Annotated in this window: 13 protein-coding genes; 8 read left to right on the top strand and 5 right to left on the bottom strand. The window is 57.7% G+C overall.

From position 1 onward, the window contains the following. Complete coding sequence (locus JT51_RS06520; RefSeq protein WP_037309752.1) at positions 1 to 825, top strand: arginyltransferase; 825 nt, start codon at positions 1 to 3, stop codon at positions 823 to 825. A 6-nt stretch (positions 826 to 831) separates the two neighbouring features. After that, entirely contained in the window at positions 832 to 1,221 is a 390-nt protein-coding gene (locus tag JT51_RS06525; protein WP_037309754.1) for a VOC family protein, read from the top strand. Positions 1,222 to 1,556: 335 nt separating this feature from the next. Here the strand turns inward: JT51_RS06525 and JT51_RS06530 are convergent, their stop codons facing one another. From JT51_RS06530 to JT51_RS06540, 3 genes are all read right to left on the bottom strand, one after another. Next, the gene (locus JT51_RS06530) at positions 1,557 to 3,911 is read right to left on the bottom strand and encodes a TRAP transporter large permease (RefSeq protein ID WP_037309756.1); all 2,355 of its coding nucleotides are present in this window, start codon (positions 3,909 to 3,911) and stop codon (positions 1,557 to 1,559) included. A gap of 17 nt (positions 3,912 to 3,928) precedes the next feature. Next, positions 3,929 to 4,855, bottom strand: a complete 927-nt coding sequence (locus JT51_RS06535) for a TRAP transporter small permease subunit (RefSeq protein ID WP_037309759.1) — start codon at positions 4,853 to 4,855, stop codon at positions 3,929 to 3,931. Between the two features lie 121 nt (positions 4,856 to 4,976). Continuing rightward, complete coding sequence (locus JT51_RS06540) at positions 4,977 to 6,059, bottom strand: TRAP transporter substrate-binding protein (protein ID WP_037309761.1); 1,083 nt, start codon at positions 6,057 to 6,059, stop codon at positions 4,977 to 4,979. A gap of 249 nt (positions 6,060 to 6,308) precedes the next feature. Here JT51_RS06540 and JT51_RS06545 point away from each other — a divergent pair, with 249 nt between their 5' ends. Both JT51_RS06545 and JT51_RS06550 read left to right on the top strand, forming a co-directional pair. Then, entirely contained in the window at positions 6,309 to 7,742 is a 1,434-nt protein-coding gene (locus JT51_RS06545; RefSeq protein WP_037309765.1) for a cache domain-containing protein, read from the top strand. Continuing rightward, the gene (locus JT51_RS06550) at positions 7,739 to 8,386 is read left to right on the top strand and encodes a response regulator transcription factor (RefSeq protein ID WP_037309767.1); all 648 of its coding nucleotides are present in this window, start codon (positions 7,739 to 7,741) and stop codon (positions 8,384 to 8,386) included. The genes JT51_RS06545 and JT51_RS06550 overlap by 4 nt, the downstream gene beginning before the upstream one ends. Before the next feature lie 88 nt (positions 8,387 to 8,474). On the opposite strand, the gene JT51_RS06555 is transcribed toward JT51_RS06550, so the two are convergent. Together JT51_RS06555 and JT51_RS06560 are read right to left on the bottom strand one after the other, a co-directional pair. Then, a complete protein-coding gene (locus tag JT51_RS06555; RefSeq protein WP_037309769.1) occupies positions 8,475 to 8,858 on the bottom strand; it encodes a bleomycin resistance protein in 384 nt (127 codons plus the stop codon). 48 nt (positions 8,859 to 8,906) lie between these two features. After that, on the bottom strand, positions 8,907 to 9,752 hold the full coding sequence (locus tag JT51_RS06560) for a hypothetical protein (RefSeq protein ID WP_037309771.1): 846 nt from the start codon (positions 9,750 to 9,752) through the stop codon (positions 8,907 to 8,909). Between the two features lie 423 nt (positions 9,753 to 10,175). Here JT51_RS06560 and JT51_RS06565 point away from each other — a divergent pair, with 423 nt between their 5' ends. The 4 genes from JT51_RS06565 (at position 10,176) to JT51_RS06580 (ending at position 13,929) form a co-directional block, all read left to right on the top strand. Further along, the gene (locus JT51_RS06565) at positions 10,176 to 11,927 is read left to right on the top strand and encodes an acetolactate synthase 3 large subunit (RefSeq protein WP_037309775.1); all 1,752 of its coding nucleotides are present in this window, start codon (positions 10,176 to 10,178) and stop codon (positions 11,925 to 11,927) included. 8 nt (positions 11,928 to 11,935) lie between these two features. Continuing rightward, complete coding sequence (locus JT51_RS06570) at positions 11,936 to 12,328, top strand: hypothetical protein (protein ID WP_152563313.1); 393 nt, start codon at positions 11,936 to 11,938, stop codon at positions 12,326 to 12,328. Between the two features lie 6 nt (positions 12,329 to 12,334). After that, positions 12,335 to 12,895, top strand: a complete 561-nt coding sequence (ilvN, locus tag JT51_RS06575) for an acetolactate synthase small subunit (RefSeq protein ID WP_037309780.1) — start codon at positions 12,335 to 12,337, stop codon at positions 12,893 to 12,895. Between the two features lie 281 nt (positions 12,896 to 13,176). Further along, positions 13,177 to 13,929 carry a helix-turn-helix domain-containing protein gene (locus tag JT51_RS06580; protein WP_037309782.1) on the top strand — a complete coding sequence of 251 codons (753 nt, stop codon included), beginning with the start codon at positions 13,177 to 13,179 and terminating at the stop codon, positions 13,927 to 13,929. Positions 13,930 to 13,933 lie beyond the last annotated feature (4 nt).

Here is a 13,933-nt window from a genome sequence, read left to right on the forward strand (position 1 = left end):
ATGCGACACACGCTGCCAATTGCGCCACAATTCTATGTGACGGCCCCCCAACCCTGCCCTTACCTTGAGGGCAGGATGGAGCGTAAGTTGTTCACCGCCCTTCAGGGTGAAAGTGCGGATCAGCTGAATAACTCGTTGTCGCAACAGGGTTTTCGCCGGTCGCAGAACGTTCTGTATCGCCCATCTTGCACCGATTGCGCCGCCTGCCTGTCCGCGCGTATCAACGTGTCCGCCTTTAGCCCCAGCAAAAGCCAAAAGCGTACCGCAAAGCGCAACGCCTATCTGCAGCGCCGAGCCAATTCCCCCTGGGCAACCGACGAACAATACGACCTGTTCCGCCGCTATCTGGACACGCGCCACGCCGATGGTGGCATGGCCGACATGGATGTTTTCGAATTCGCCGCCATGATCGAGGAAACCCCGATCCGAAGCCGCGTTGTGGAATACGCCGACCCGGAAACAGGCAACTTGATTGCCGTCAGCCTGACCGACGTTCTGGATGACGGGTTAAGCATGGTCTATTCCTTCTATGACCCGGAACAGCCGCAAAGCTCGTTGGGGACCTACATGATCCTCGATCATATCGACATCGCCCGCGAGGCGGGTCTGCCGTATATCTACTTGGGATATTGGGTGCCGGGCAGCCCCAAGATGGGCTACAAAGCCCGTTTTTCGGGGTTGGAGGCGTATATTCACGGGGAATGGACCCCGGTTGGCAACCCCTCTGACCTGTCGGATTCCAGCCACCACCCGCTGTCGACCGCCCCTATTGCCGAACAGGTCGCAAGCATCCAATTGCCAGACCGGCACCCCACCAAAGGCTGATACATCATGCGGCAGACACTTCATGCGGTTACCCTTGTGGTGCCGGATTACGATGATGCGATCCGTTTCTATACCCAAAGCCTGAACTTTTCCGTGGCGCAGGATATTGATCTTGGCGACGGGAAACGATGGGTGCGGATCATCCCGCCGGGATCAAATGCTGGATCGCTTTTGCTGGCCAAGGCCGATGGGGCCGCGCAGCAGACAGCAATTGGCAACCAGACAGGCGGGCGCGTCGGGTTCTTTCTGGAAACCGACAATTTCCAGCGCGACCACACGGCAATGCTGGCCTGCGGTGTCGAATTCGAGGAGGAGCCCCGCCACGAACCCTATGGAATCGTTGCCGTCTGGCGCGATCCCTTTGGCAACCGCTGGGATTTGATTGAATTCACCTGATCACCCAAAGCACTGATAACAAAAAATCTTTCCGGTTAAGACCGATCTACGATCCCGAAGAGTATCACCGACAGGCCATTGCATTGATTTTGAATCATGTCGGAATTTCGTGTGGGCCGACTTGCGTCGGCTATGCTGTTTTTCATCACAAGGAATACATTCTGGATGTGAAACGCCCGCTGTACGACCCTTTCATTTGGTTTGTTTCCAAGGAAGTCAGGCAGGCTTTGTCACGGCGTCGGCGCTGACCCGGTTGACCCATTCAAAAGCCGATGACTGAATCGAAAACCGGAGGCCAACTGGCCTCCGGTTAAGGTCTTTATTCCTGCGCCCGATCAGTTGGGGATCAGATCCGGTACGATGGTAACGATCGAGGGGAAGAACCACAGGATCGCGATACCCGCCACCTGGATCAACACAAACGGAACAATCCCACGATAGATATGGCCGGTCGTCACCTCTTTGGGTGCAACCCCGCGCAGATAGAACAGCGCGAACCCAAAGGGAGGTGTCAGGAACGAGGTCTGCAGGTTCACAGCCACCATGATTGTCACCCATTTCGGATCGAACGAGCCGCCATAGATCACCGGGCCGACGATGGGGATCACGATGTAGATGATCTCTAGGAAATCCAGCACGAACCCAAGGATGAACAACACCAGCATCACGATCAGAAAGACAGTGAACTCATTGTCGAAACTCTTTAGGAACTGCTGGATGTAATGCTCTCCGCCAAACGAGATCACCACGAGGTTCAGCAACTGCGACCCGATCAGGATGGTAAACACCATCGAGGTCACCTTGGCCGTTTCACGCACCACCGGGGTCAGCACGCCGCTTGAGAACAGAACCCAGCACCCGAACAGCAGGCCGAACAACGCATAAAGATAGGCCGCATAAGCAAAGAAGAATGCGATCCAGCTTTCGGTCGTGACGCCGCTTTGATTGATGCGCAGGTCGAAGTTCACGCCAATCAACAGGCAGATGATCACAGCAAAGGTCGACCAGATGATGATGTTACCTGATCTTTCCTGATCCTTCAGCTTGCGATACGCGGCCAGCATGATCGCCCCGCCCGCCCCCAACGCAGCCGCTGGTGTCGGGTTGGTCACGCCACCCAGGATCGAACCCAGAACCGCGATGATCAGAACCAGCGGCGGGAATACCACCCGGATCAGATCATTGGTCGCGCAGCGCGCCGCAGCTGCCTTGCAGCCATAAATGGACAGCGCAAAAGGCAGCGCCAGCAGCACAAAAGTCGCCCCCGAAGACGTCGTCGGCGAGATCAGCAAGACATCCACCAGCAACATCAGCAACAGCCCGATAGCGCCCAGTATCAACGGCTGAGATGGGCGCGACGGCGCAATACCCCGCCCCATGACCAGCGTCAGCCCCAGCAGCACGACAATCACCGCGACGCCATTGCCGATTGGTGCGGCAGCGGCAATCTTCGCCTGTTGCGCCGCAGCAAACTCGTCCTCGCTCAGGCGTTGCGCCTCAGATACTCCGCCCGCAGCGTTGATCGCGTCCTGCTCGACCACGGCCTGATCCCAGGCGGATTGCCCGTGCAGGGCGATCATCGACGCCTTGCATTCCTCGGACACATTGGTCCGCAGCGATGCCCCCTGACCGATGTCCGAGAACGCCGAAACCGTGACGTTCTGGCTGCCAATCACACCTGCGCTGGCCAGCAGGAAAACCCCTGCGATCAACGCAACCGGCGCGCCCAGCAACCAGATCAGACCTTCGGCACGCGTAATCGGCTCGCCACTGCCACCGGACATTGGCACCGCAGGGGCCTTATCCGGGTTCAGCAGGGCATAACCAAAGGCATACAGCGCATACAGAAGCGCCAGCATGATCCCCGGCAGCAAGGCCGCCTGAAACAACGTTCCGACCGAAACCACCGCGGGCTCACCCAGATAGGTCAGCGCGTCGGTACAGCCTGCCTCGACCGCGCGGGTTTCCTGTGCGGTCGAATACAGATCCCCCGCAAGCGTGCCCAACAGAACGATCACGATGGACGGCGGAATGATCTGCCCCAACGTGCCTGATGCCGCGATCACACCCGTCGCCAGTTCCGGCGAATAATTGTGGCGCAACATGGTCGGCAGGGCCAGCAGCCCCATGGTCACCACGGTTGCCCCGACAATCCCGGTCGAGGCTGCAAGGAAGGCCCCCACCACAACGATGGACACCGCCAGACCACCGGGCAGCGGGCCAAAGACACGCGCCATCGTGGTCAGCAGATCGTTCGCGATCTTGGACCGCTCCAGCGTGATACCCATCAGAACGAACATCAAAACCGCCAGCAGGGTTTCGATGGACTGCCCGGCCAGCACACGTTCGTTCATCCGGTTCACGATGAAGGACACGTTGCGGTCCAGCGCGGTTTCCCAGCCAGACGGGAAGACCGCCGTGCCGACCCTGGGCAAATCCGGGTATCGGAACACGGATATCACATCGGGTTTCACACCCGAATTCACCACGTCACGGTAAGCTTGCGACCCGGTGTCAATCGCCTGGTGTATCAACAGCCCGGCGCTGTCCAGCGCGGCAATGATCCCGAATGAGATGATCCCGGCCCCACCAATGGCAAAGGCCACCGGAAAGCCGGAAAGGATTCCGCCAAACAGGCAGAAGAATACGATAATGAGGCCTATCTCGACGCCATCAAGTCCGAATAGCATTGTCTTGGTCTCCGTCCTTAATGTGCGCCTTCGTAGGCTTCTTCACCCTCGCCAAGGCTGTCCTTGTCGAGGTATTTTCCAATGCTGTCCGGTCCTTCCACGTATTCAAGATACGAGCGGTACAGGAACGCGATTGCGTGCAGGAACACCATGGCGGCAAAGGCCACCAGCAGGATCTTGAACAGGAAGTACCCGTTGAACCCATTGGGGCTGAACCCGATGGTTTCCACGTTCCAGCGCAATGCACGGGATTTCATCACCAGCCGGTCCAGCGTGTCACTGGCCGAAGGTTTCGGCACGATCAGGTGCCGCCACATGAAGTACCAACCATACATCCAGGTCAGCACCGCCATCGGCATCATGAACAACAGCGCCCCCAGCATATCGACCACACGTTTGGCCCGGTGACTGATACCGGCATAGACCAGATCAACGCGGACATGCCCGCCCTGCACGAATGTGTAAGTACAGCACAGACAGACGACCATGGCGTTATAGAGTTTCAGTTCTTCGGCGTACCAGCTGATGTCCATCTGCACCGGGATACCAAAACCAAACGCCATGTCGGGACGCGCAAAGATACGCTGCATGAAAACGATGACGATCTGCTGGATCACCATCAGCAGGCCCGCCCAGGCAAAGAAACGCCCGGTGGTGTTGGCAAACCCCTCAAGCCCGCGCACGATCCCCCACATGAAGTTCCGGTAATAAAGGCCAATGGCCGTCAGCACCAGAAACAGCGCGAAGATCACAAAGAAAAACTCGACCGACCCGCCATAATAGACAAAGCGCATGATCGCTTCTTTGTCCGACCAGTTCAGCCAGAGCTGCGGATGCGTGATGGCGTATCCGAAATTATAGAAGGCTTCGGCAATGTTCTGAATGAACCACACCAGTCCATTCCACAGGGCGCCGAAAAACGAGATACCGTTATCGTCCTGCATGTTGTCCCCAGGTCACATCAGTTGCTCTGCTGATTATAGCGGATTTGTCCGAACCGCGCATTTGCAACAAGAAAGGCTTCCCCGCGGATGCGGGGAAACCGATTGATAGAAGACTTTTATGTTAGCCGCGAACGCGGTTGCGCTGCGTGGTGTAAACACCCGACGACAGGTCCAGCCATCCTGCGGAAGACGCCGACGACGCCATTGCGCTGTCGTGAATCTTCTTGAACAGCTCGTCGCCCATGTTCTCGTCCAGAACTTCCTGGCTGGCCGCACCGAATGCGTCCCAGACACTGTCGGGGAATTCCATGACCTTGACGCCACCGGACTGCAGGCGCTGCAGGGCTGCGCCGTTGTTGGCCAGGAACTGCGCCAGGTTCCACTGGTGCGCTTCGCCGGCTGCGATCTCGATGATCTTCTGCTGACCCGGTGTCAGGCTATCGAACACGTCGCGGTTGGTGGCCAGCGACAGACCCGCATTTGGCTCGTGGAAACCGGCGGTATAGTAAACCTTGGTGATTTCCTGGAAACCGGCCTTTTCGTCAGCCCACGGACCGATCCACTCGGTCCCGTCAATCGCGCCCGACGACAGCGCCTGATACACTTCCGAACCCGGGATGTTCTGTACGGATGCGCCCAGCTTACCCAGCGCCTTGCCGCCCAGACCCGGCATACGGAACTTGAGCCCGTTGAAATCCTCGGGGCTGTTGATCTCTTTCGAGTACCAGCCGCCTGCCTGCGCACCGGTGTTACCGGCCAGGAAGGATTTCAGGCCAAAGATCTGGCCCAATTCGTCATGCAGCTCCATGCCGCCGTCCTGATAGTACCAGTTCACCATTTCCTGCGCGGTCATGCCGAACGGAACGGCGGTGAAGAAAGCATAGCCCGGGTGCTGACCGACAAAGTAATAGTCCGCCGCGTGATACATGTCGGCCTGACCGGATGATACCGCGTCAAAAACCTCGAACGCGCCAACCAGCTCACCTGCGGCCTTGATCTCGACGGTCAGGTTACCGTCGGACATTGCGGTGATGCTGTCGGCGCAACGCTGTGCACTGTCGAAAACGCCCGCCAGACCACGGCCCCACGACGTTACCATGGTCAGCGTGCGCTTACCCTGCGCATAAGCCGGTGCTGCCAGCGTGGTGGCCGCTGCGGCCGAGCCGCCAATTGCGGATGTTTTCAGAAATGAACGACGATCCATATGAGTGTTCCTCCCCTATATATTCAAAACCCGGATTCATGCCGGGCGTAGTCGTTTTCAGTGTGCGCCAGCCTAATGACCAAGATTTGAATGTGAATACCTAGTACTGCGTAGACAGCCGGGTTTTTTGCATGCCGAAAATGTCAAAGTGACAGATAAAGTCGCGATTTTCCTTAAAACCGGGTCTCGCCCACACATCCATGTCCAAAAATTTTGCATTTCCCGGCGAGCTTGCGTATCGATTCGACCATGAGGGGAATCCGAAACCTGATCTCGCTGACCTATGGCCAGAAACTGTCACTTGTGGCGGCGATTCCCTTGGTTGTGGCCGTGGCCGCTATTGCCCTGTTTGTTGCCTATGAATCCCGCGCAACGGCGGAACGTGAAATTCAGGCGCTGGAGCGTCGGTTAATCGAAGCCAAAAAAGAAGAACTGCGGAACTATGTGACCCAGGCCCGGAACGGGTTTGCCTATATCTATGGGCGGGCCTCGACCGACGACAGGGTGGCGCAGAACCTGGTAACGCAAATACTGTCGGCGATGATCTACGGGAAAGACGGGTTCTTCTTTGTCTACGATTATGACGGCAACAACCTTGTCAGCCCGCGCCAGACGGAATTCATCAATCGCAACTGGGAGGGGCTGACAGACAGCGACGGCACACCGGTCGTGGATGAATTCATAAGCCTCGCCAGGCAGGGCGGCGGTTGGCACAGTTTCATGTGGCAAAAACCATCCACCGGGGAAGAGGCCCAGATGATCGCCTATGTCGTCGGCCTGCAGGATTGGCAATGGGCGGTGGGCACCGGGGTGTTCATCGACGACATCGTGGCCACTGTCGCCAACGCCCGCGCCGAGGTCGAGGCCCGCGTGCAGCGGACATTCCTGTATATCGGCGGCATTGTTCTGGCGGCTGTTCTGATCGTCTTTGCTTCGGGCATGTTGCTGAACTTTCGCGAACGGCGGCTGGCCGATGCCAAGCTCAAGGAACTGACCCAGCGGGTGTTCGACGCACAAGAGGATGAACGCGGTCGCGTCGCGCGCGAGCTGCATGATGGCATCAGCCAGATTCTGGTCGGTGTGCGCTATGCGCTGGACAACGCCCGCCGCCGCCTGTCACGCGGCGACGACGACGGGGCCCGTGATCCTTTGGACAAAGGGATCGACCATCTTGGCACCGCCATCTCCGAGGTTCGCCGCATCAGCCGGGACTTGCGACCGGGCGTTCTGGACGATCTGGGGCTTGGACCTGCCCTTAAGGCGCTGACCGATGATTTCCGCGAACGCACCGGGATCGAGACCGAGTTTTCGACCGTCGTGTTCCGCAACCGTCTGGATCATGACAGCAAGATCGCGCTGTACCGAATTGCCCAAGAGGCGCTGACCAATATCGAACGTCATTCCGGGGCAACCCGTGTTACAATCGACCTGCGCGGGCATAAAAAAGGCGCGACCATGCGGATCACCGACAATGGTCACGGATTACCCAGCGGTTCGGGGCAGGTCAGCGCCGGGATCGGGTTGCGCAACATGCAGGAACGGATTGAGCAGCTTGACGGATTGCTGCGCATTCTGTCATCACGCGGCCCGCGCGGTGGTACTGTGATCGAAGCCAGCCTGCCGCTCAGCCACCTGCTGCCGCCGCAGGAAGATGCAACCCCGAACCGAAAGGCCGGTACATGAGCGTGACGACGATCAGGGTTCTTATCGTTGATGACCACCCCATGGTGGCCGAGGGCATCCAATCGATCCTTGAAAGCTATGCCGGGATTGAGGTGGTCGGAACGCTAAGCAGCGGGCAGGATGCCGTGGACCAAGCCGCGGGTTTGGCACCGGATGTCATCCTGATGGACCTGAACATGCCCGGTCTGGGCGGGCTCAGCGCGACCGAGATCATTCTGGAACGCCTGCCCGATACCCGCATCCTGATCCTGTCCATGCATGACAGCCCGGAATATATCTCGACCGCCCTCAACCATGGTGCCAAAGGTTACATCCTCAAGGATGTCCCCACCGAAGAGATCAAACAGGCCATCGACGCGGTGATGCGCGGGGAACAATATCTGTGCACCGGCGCAAGCGGGTCCCTGCAACCCAAGGGGAAAAACACGCGTGAGGCGCTGACCGGACGCGAACAAACGATCCTGCTGGAACTGGCGCAGGGCAAATCCAACAAAGAGGTCGCCTCGGTGCTGGATATCTCGGTGCGTACCGTGGAAACCCACCGCAAGAACATCAAACGGAAACTCGGCATCTCTTCCACCGCCGGTCTGACGCGTTATGCGCTGGAACACGGTGTTCTGCAGGGCACCAGCCCCGGCTTCTGATCCCCGCACACCCGCAGCGCGCAGCGCTGCCCGGCCCAACTGTTGGAGGTGCGCCAAAGGCGCGCTGACAGCGGGCGGGAGGTCCCGCTTATGGGCGTGGCCGGATGTCTTCGCCGAAAAACACTAATGTTCCGTCTTCGTCGATGACGTGAAACTCGCGCTGCTGATAGGGCTGGTCGAAGGGCGGGCGCACGCGCCCTTCGGGCAGATCCGACAACCCCTCGCGCATACTTCCGTACAGATCGTCGATACCTTCGACATCAATATAAAACGACTGGTCGTCCCCCAGCTTTTTCCCGTCATCACGCGGCGGGCATTCCAGCAGCCGAATGGCCACAGGACTGCGTGACAAAAACGCATAGTTCTCTTGCTTGAACCCGCAGGAAAATCCCAGGCGGTTGCAATAGAAATCTATCTGCTTGTCCAAAGACGAACACAGCACAAATGGCGTAAGTTGCAGAACACGCGGCATCAGACCCTCCGGCAATCAGTCAACAGAATGGGATCAACCTATCACATTTCAATCCAGCAACTCATCCTTTCGCAATCCTTCGCGCGCATGATGGTGCGGCAAGACCCGCCCATATAATTGACGCGTGCGTTCAACACCTCCGCACATCCCCGCGGCCTCGACAAAGGAAAAGATACCGACAAACCGGCTGCGCGCGCCTTTTACTGGTGCGACCCGGTGCAAAGAATAACGCCCTTTGAAAATTTGCAGATCGCCGGGTTGCAACTCTAACCGGTGAACATGGGCCCTGTCGCCGTCCAGAACTGCGGCGACAGATTTAAAGTTCTCGTCCTCGGCATTGCGCAGGTTCGGGACATATTCGAACGCGCCGCCTTCTTCACCGTTTTGAATGGCCAAAGTCACCGTGTAATTGTTGGTATCAAAATGCCAGGGAAACCCCTGCCCTTCCTCAACCACATTGAGGATGACATCGGCCAACGGATCGTCATAGCGAAAAAACCTGTCCTCGGACTCGTTCAAAGCCGTGCGGATGAAAGGCAAAAATCCCTCGAACGCGTAAATTCGGCGCAATGGGCTGGATTTCGCAAAGTTGTCCGCCGGAACAAACGCGTTCGAGCGGTCGTAGAAACGGCGCACTGGATGGGCTGTACCAAAGCGCGGGTCATCTTTGGTGAAATAGGCGTTTGTCCGGCTAAAGGATCGGTGTGCTTTTGGCGCGACGGCCTTGGCCTCTTGCAGCAGATGCGCCACCCCGTCCGCGTGAACGAAACCGGGCAGAACCGCGCAACCGTCCCGATCCAATTCCCGCCTCAGGTCGCTTATCAACTGATCATATGCCCGCGAGCCCGGGCAATCTATCGGATACCGTCCCAGATCAACCAGATCCTGCAACATGGTCCGCCTCCATAGCCTGTAAGGTCGGGGCCAGCGTGACTCAGTCAATACCGTTCATCATGCTTGTTTCGGACATTGCCTTGCCGCTTTCGTACAAGTCTGGTCGCCGCATCCGGGCGCATTTACAGGTTCAAATTCCCGAATATTCCCAACGTGCGTCAATCTGCGCAATAAAATGTCAAAAAAATTGCCCTTCGGGATAGAAAATTGGTGCAATTGCCTGTTGACGCCCCCATTCCCCGCCCATAATGTCCCTTCCAAGCAAAAAGGAGCCTCTGGCAATGAGAACGCTAGTCGTAATCGTAGGAACCACGCGCATGGGCCGGTAACGGTAAACCATAATCGAACCCATGCGCCTCCGAAAATCTCGGGGGCTTTTTTTATGCGAAATGCAAGACACATGTCGCGAACGGAGCAAAGCAGATGACACGTGAGATGACCGGCGCAAAGATGGTGGTTCAGGCCCTCAAGGATCAGGGTGTGGACACGGTATTCGGATACCCCGGTGGCGCCGTGCTACCGATCTATGATGAGATTTTTCTGCAAAACGACATTCGCCACATACTGGTGCGTCACGAACAGGGCGCGGTCCACGCAGCCGAAGGATATGCCCGTTCGACCGGCAAGCCCGGCGTTGCGCTGGTGACATCCGGCCCCGGCGCCACCAATGCTGTGACGGGTCTGACGGATGCACTGCTGGATTCGATTCCGATTGTGGTTCTGACCGGTCAGGTTCCGACCTTCATGATCGGCTCGGACGCCTTTCAAGAGGCCGACACCGTGGGTATCACCCGCCCCTGCACCAAACATAACTGGCTGGTCAAGGACACAGACTCGTTGGCTGCGACGATGCACGAGGCGTTCCACGTTGCCACGTCGGGCCGCCCCGGTCCGGTACTGGTCGACATTCCCAAGGATGTTCAGTTCGCATCCGGCGAGTATGCCGCGCCGAAACCGTCGACCTCGCATTACCAACCCATTCTGAAAGGCGATCTGGAAGAGATCACAGAACTGGTTGCAGCGATCGAAACGGCCAAGAAACCTGTGTTCTATACCGGCGGCGGCGTCATCAACTCTGGCCCCGCGGCCAGCCAGTTGTTGCGTGAACTGGTGGAAGCAACGGGTTTCCCGATCACTTCGACCCTGATGGGTTTGGGTGCCTATCCGGCCTCGGGCAAGAACTGGCTGGGAATGCTGGGGATGCATGGTCTGTACGAGGCCAACCTGGCGATGCATGACTGCGATCTGATGATCAATATCGGCGCGCGGTTCGATGACCGGATCACCGGCCGGATTGATGCGTTTTCGCCAAACTCGAAAAAAGCGCATATCGACATCGACCCGTCCTCGATCAACAAGGTGATCCGGGTGGATATCCCGATTGTCGGTGATGTGGCCCATGTGCTTGAGGACATCCTGAAGGTCTGGAAAGCACGCGGTCGCAAAACCGATGCGGCTGCCGTTGCCAAATGGCAGGATCAGATCACCGACTGGCGCAAAGTGAACTGCCTGGATTTCACCAACAGCGAAAAGACGATCAAGCCGCAACACGCGCTGCAACGTCTTGAGGAACTTACTAAAAAACACGACCGGTATATCACCACCGAGGTCGGCCAGCATCAAATGTGGGCCGCGCAGTATCTTGGGTTCGAAGATCCCAACCGTTGGATGACGTCCGGCGGGCTGGGCACGATGGGATATGGTTTCCCCGCCTCGATCGGTGTGCAGATGGCGCATCCGGATGCGCTGGTGATCAACGTGGCGGGTGAGGCATCATGGTTGATGAACATGCAGGAAATGGGCACTGCCGCGCAATATCGCCTGCCGGTGAAACAGTTCATCCTGAACAATGAACGTCTTGGCATGGTGCGCCAGTGGCAGGAACTGCTGCATGGCGAGCGGTATTCGCATTCCTGGTCCGAGGCCCTGCCCGATTTCGTCAAACTTGCCGAGGCATTCGGTGCCAAGGGCATCCTGTGTTCCGACCCCGCCGATCTGGATGACGCGATCATGGAGATGATCAACTATGACGGTCCAGTGATCTTTGACTGTCTGGTCGAAAAGCATGAAAACTGTTTCCCGATGATCCCGTCGGGCAAAGCCCACAACGAGATGCTGCTGGGCGAAGCCGAAACGCAGGGCGTGATCGATTCCAAAGGCTCGGTTTTGGTATGACAACGCGGATGATCAGCTTTGATGCAACGCGCTTCCGGCCAACGCCGGACGAGTTGAACGAAGAAGCTGATGATTTCATCAATCCGGATGTATTTGGCAAGGAACTCAGCACCTTCCTGAGCACAGAGCTTGCCGCATCCGGGTTTGATGTTTCTTTCGCCTGCGCCGAGGATTGGGGATGGTACCACGAAGTTGAACATGACGAACCATTTGCCCTGGTTTTCGGATGCTCAAACTACGGCGACGGCCATCTGGTTCAGTTCTCACCAAAAACCGAGCATGTGAGGAAGATGTTCAGAAAATACCACGCGGCACCCAAAGTGGATGCGCTGCGTGGCGCAATTTGGAAAATTCTAGAGAATTCCGAAGGTGTCTCGAACCTTCGCTACGAAGAGGACTAGCTCAGCATGTCTGCCCTACATATCAAAAAAGGCTCTACCCGCCATTCCGCATATAACCTACGGCCCACCTTCTCGGACGTGCAGGAACGCCACACGATCGCTGTTCTGGTCGAAAATGAACCCGGCGTGCTGGCCCGTGTCATCGGGTTGTTCTCGGGCCGTGGCTATAACATCGAAAGCCTGACGGTTGCCGAGGTTGACCACACAGGTCACCTCAGCCGCATCACCATCGTCACCACCGGCACACCGCAGGTAATTGAACAGATCAAGGCACAGCTGGGCCGGATCGTGCCGGTGCACGAGGTCCACGACCTGACCGTTGAAGGCCCCGCAGTTGAGCGCGAACTGGCCATCATCAAGGTTGTCGGTGAAGGCGAAAAACGGGTCGAGGCGCTGCGCCTTGCCGATATCTTCCGCGCCAATGTGGTCGACAGCACCTTGAATTCGTTCATTTTCGAAATCACCGGCGCGCCCGACAAAATTGACGCTTTCGCTGACCTGATGCGCCCTCTGGGCCACGTAGAAGTGGCCCGCACGGGCGTGGCCGCTTTGCTGCGCGGCGAATAACGTTTGCCCCCCACCCCGTCGCGGTTTTCGACAGGGGTGGGGAAACGGGCCAGAATGCTGTTGGGCGACAATGACTCGCCCAACAGCGAAAAACCGCAAAAGATCACACAAAACAGAATAAAGCCTATTGCGTTTGTCATTTTGGGCGTTAGCCTCAGGCATAACGTGGCGTTGGGATGCGTCCGTTACTGTCATCTGTACGATTTTTAACGCAAATTCGGCCGACCGGTCGGGGTCTGCGCGTTTTTTCTGGAAATGAGCTACAAGAACCTGGGACAAAAATGACCAAAGACATCCGCAACCCGGCCGAATTGCGTAGGATGTTCGGCGCTAATCTCAGGCGTCTGGCGCAGCAATACTCATCAATTTCGGAACTTTGCCGACAGCTTGGGATCAACCGGACCCAATTCAACAGGTATCTGGGCGGCGAAAGCTTTCCCCGCCCCGACGTGCTGGACCGCATTTGCCGCTTTTTCGAGGTCGATGCCCGCATTCTGCTGCGCCCTCTGGACGAGATCGAGTATCTGCCCACACATCCCGCAGCCTCGGCCCTGACCGATTTTTTGGGCTCTGGCCCGTCCACGTTGACCGAAAAGCTGTTTCCGGCCGGGTTCTATTATGCAACTGAAACGGAACTGGACGAACCCCAGCCATCCCGGCACAGGCTGTTTCACGCGCGCAGATTGCCGCAATGTACCCTGGTGCGGGGCTATGAACCCGGACACGGAATGCCCGGAGGATCACCGATGGACCGCGAGGTCCAGGGGATTGCCGCCTGCGCCGGTCGCCAGATCTATATCCTGATGTCCAGCCGGGCCTCACAAAACAGCCGGATCTATCTGGTGACACGTGGCATGGATGAGCATTCGGATCGCTGGCGCGGTGTTGCGATTTGCCTGTCCAAGACCACGGCCAGCGCCACCACGACACGGCGCATTCTGCTGCGCCATCTGGGCGAGGATCCCGCAGCAGTTCTGGCGGCGGCCCGTACCGCGCGGCGTTCGGAAAAACCTGCGGTACCCGCCCTGACCTGACTGC

The sequence above is a fragment of the Ruegeria halocynthiae genome, assembly GCF_000743705.1.
Classification (GTDB): domain Bacteria; phylum Pseudomonadota; class Alphaproteobacteria; order Rhodobacterales; family Rhodobacteraceae; genus Ruegeria; species Ruegeria halocynthiae_B.

Bases quoted from the DNA above. Each gene is read 5' to 3' on its own strand.
- JT51_RS06520 (WP_037309752.1), top strand. From the start codon at position 1: ATGCGACACACGCTGCCAATTGCGCCACAATTCTATGTGACGGCCCCC.
- JT51_RS06525 (WP_037309754.1), top strand. From the start codon at position 832: ATGCGGCAGACACTTCATGCGGTTACCCTTGTGGTGCCGGATTACGAT.
- JT51_RS06530 (WP_037309756.1), bottom strand. From the start codon at position 3,911: ATGCTATTCGGACTTGATGGCGTCGAGATAGGCCTCATTATCGTATTC.
- JT51_RS06535 (WP_037309759.1), bottom strand. From the start codon at position 4,855: ATGCAGGACGATAACGGTATCTCGTTTTTCGGCGCCCTGTGGAATGGA.
- JT51_RS06540 (WP_037309761.1), bottom strand. From the start codon at position 6,059: ATGGATCGTCGTTCATTTCTGAAAACATCCGCAATTGGCGGCTCGGCC.
- JT51_RS06545 (WP_037309765.1), top strand. From the start codon at position 6,309: ATGAGGGGAATCCGAAACCTGATCTCGCTGACCTATGGCCAGAAACTG.
- JT51_RS06550 (WP_037309767.1), top strand. From the start codon at position 7,739: ATGAGCGTGACGACGATCAGGGTTCTTATCGTTGATGACCACCCCATG.
- JT51_RS06555 (WP_037309769.1), bottom strand. From the start codon at position 8,858: ATGCCGCGTGTTCTGCAACTTACGCCATTTGTGCTGTGTTCGTCTTTG.
- JT51_RS06560 (WP_037309771.1), bottom strand. From the start codon at position 9,752: ATGTTGCAGGATCTGGTTGATCTGGGACGGTATCCGATAGATTGCCCG.
- JT51_RS06565 (WP_037309775.1), top strand. From the start codon at position 10,176: ATGACACGTGAGATGACCGGCGCAAAGATGGTGGTTCAGGCCCTCAAG.
- JT51_RS06570 (WP_152563313.1), top strand. From the start codon at position 11,936: ATGATCAGCTTTGATGCAACGCGCTTCCGGCCAACGCCGGACGAGTTG.
- ilvN (WP_037309780.1), top strand. From the start codon at position 12,335: ATGTCTGCCCTACATATCAAAAAAGGCTCTACCCGCCATTCCGCATAT.
- JT51_RS06580 (WP_037309782.1), top strand. From the start codon at position 13,177: ATGACCAAAGACATCCGCAACCCGGCCGAATTGCGTAGGATGTTCGGC.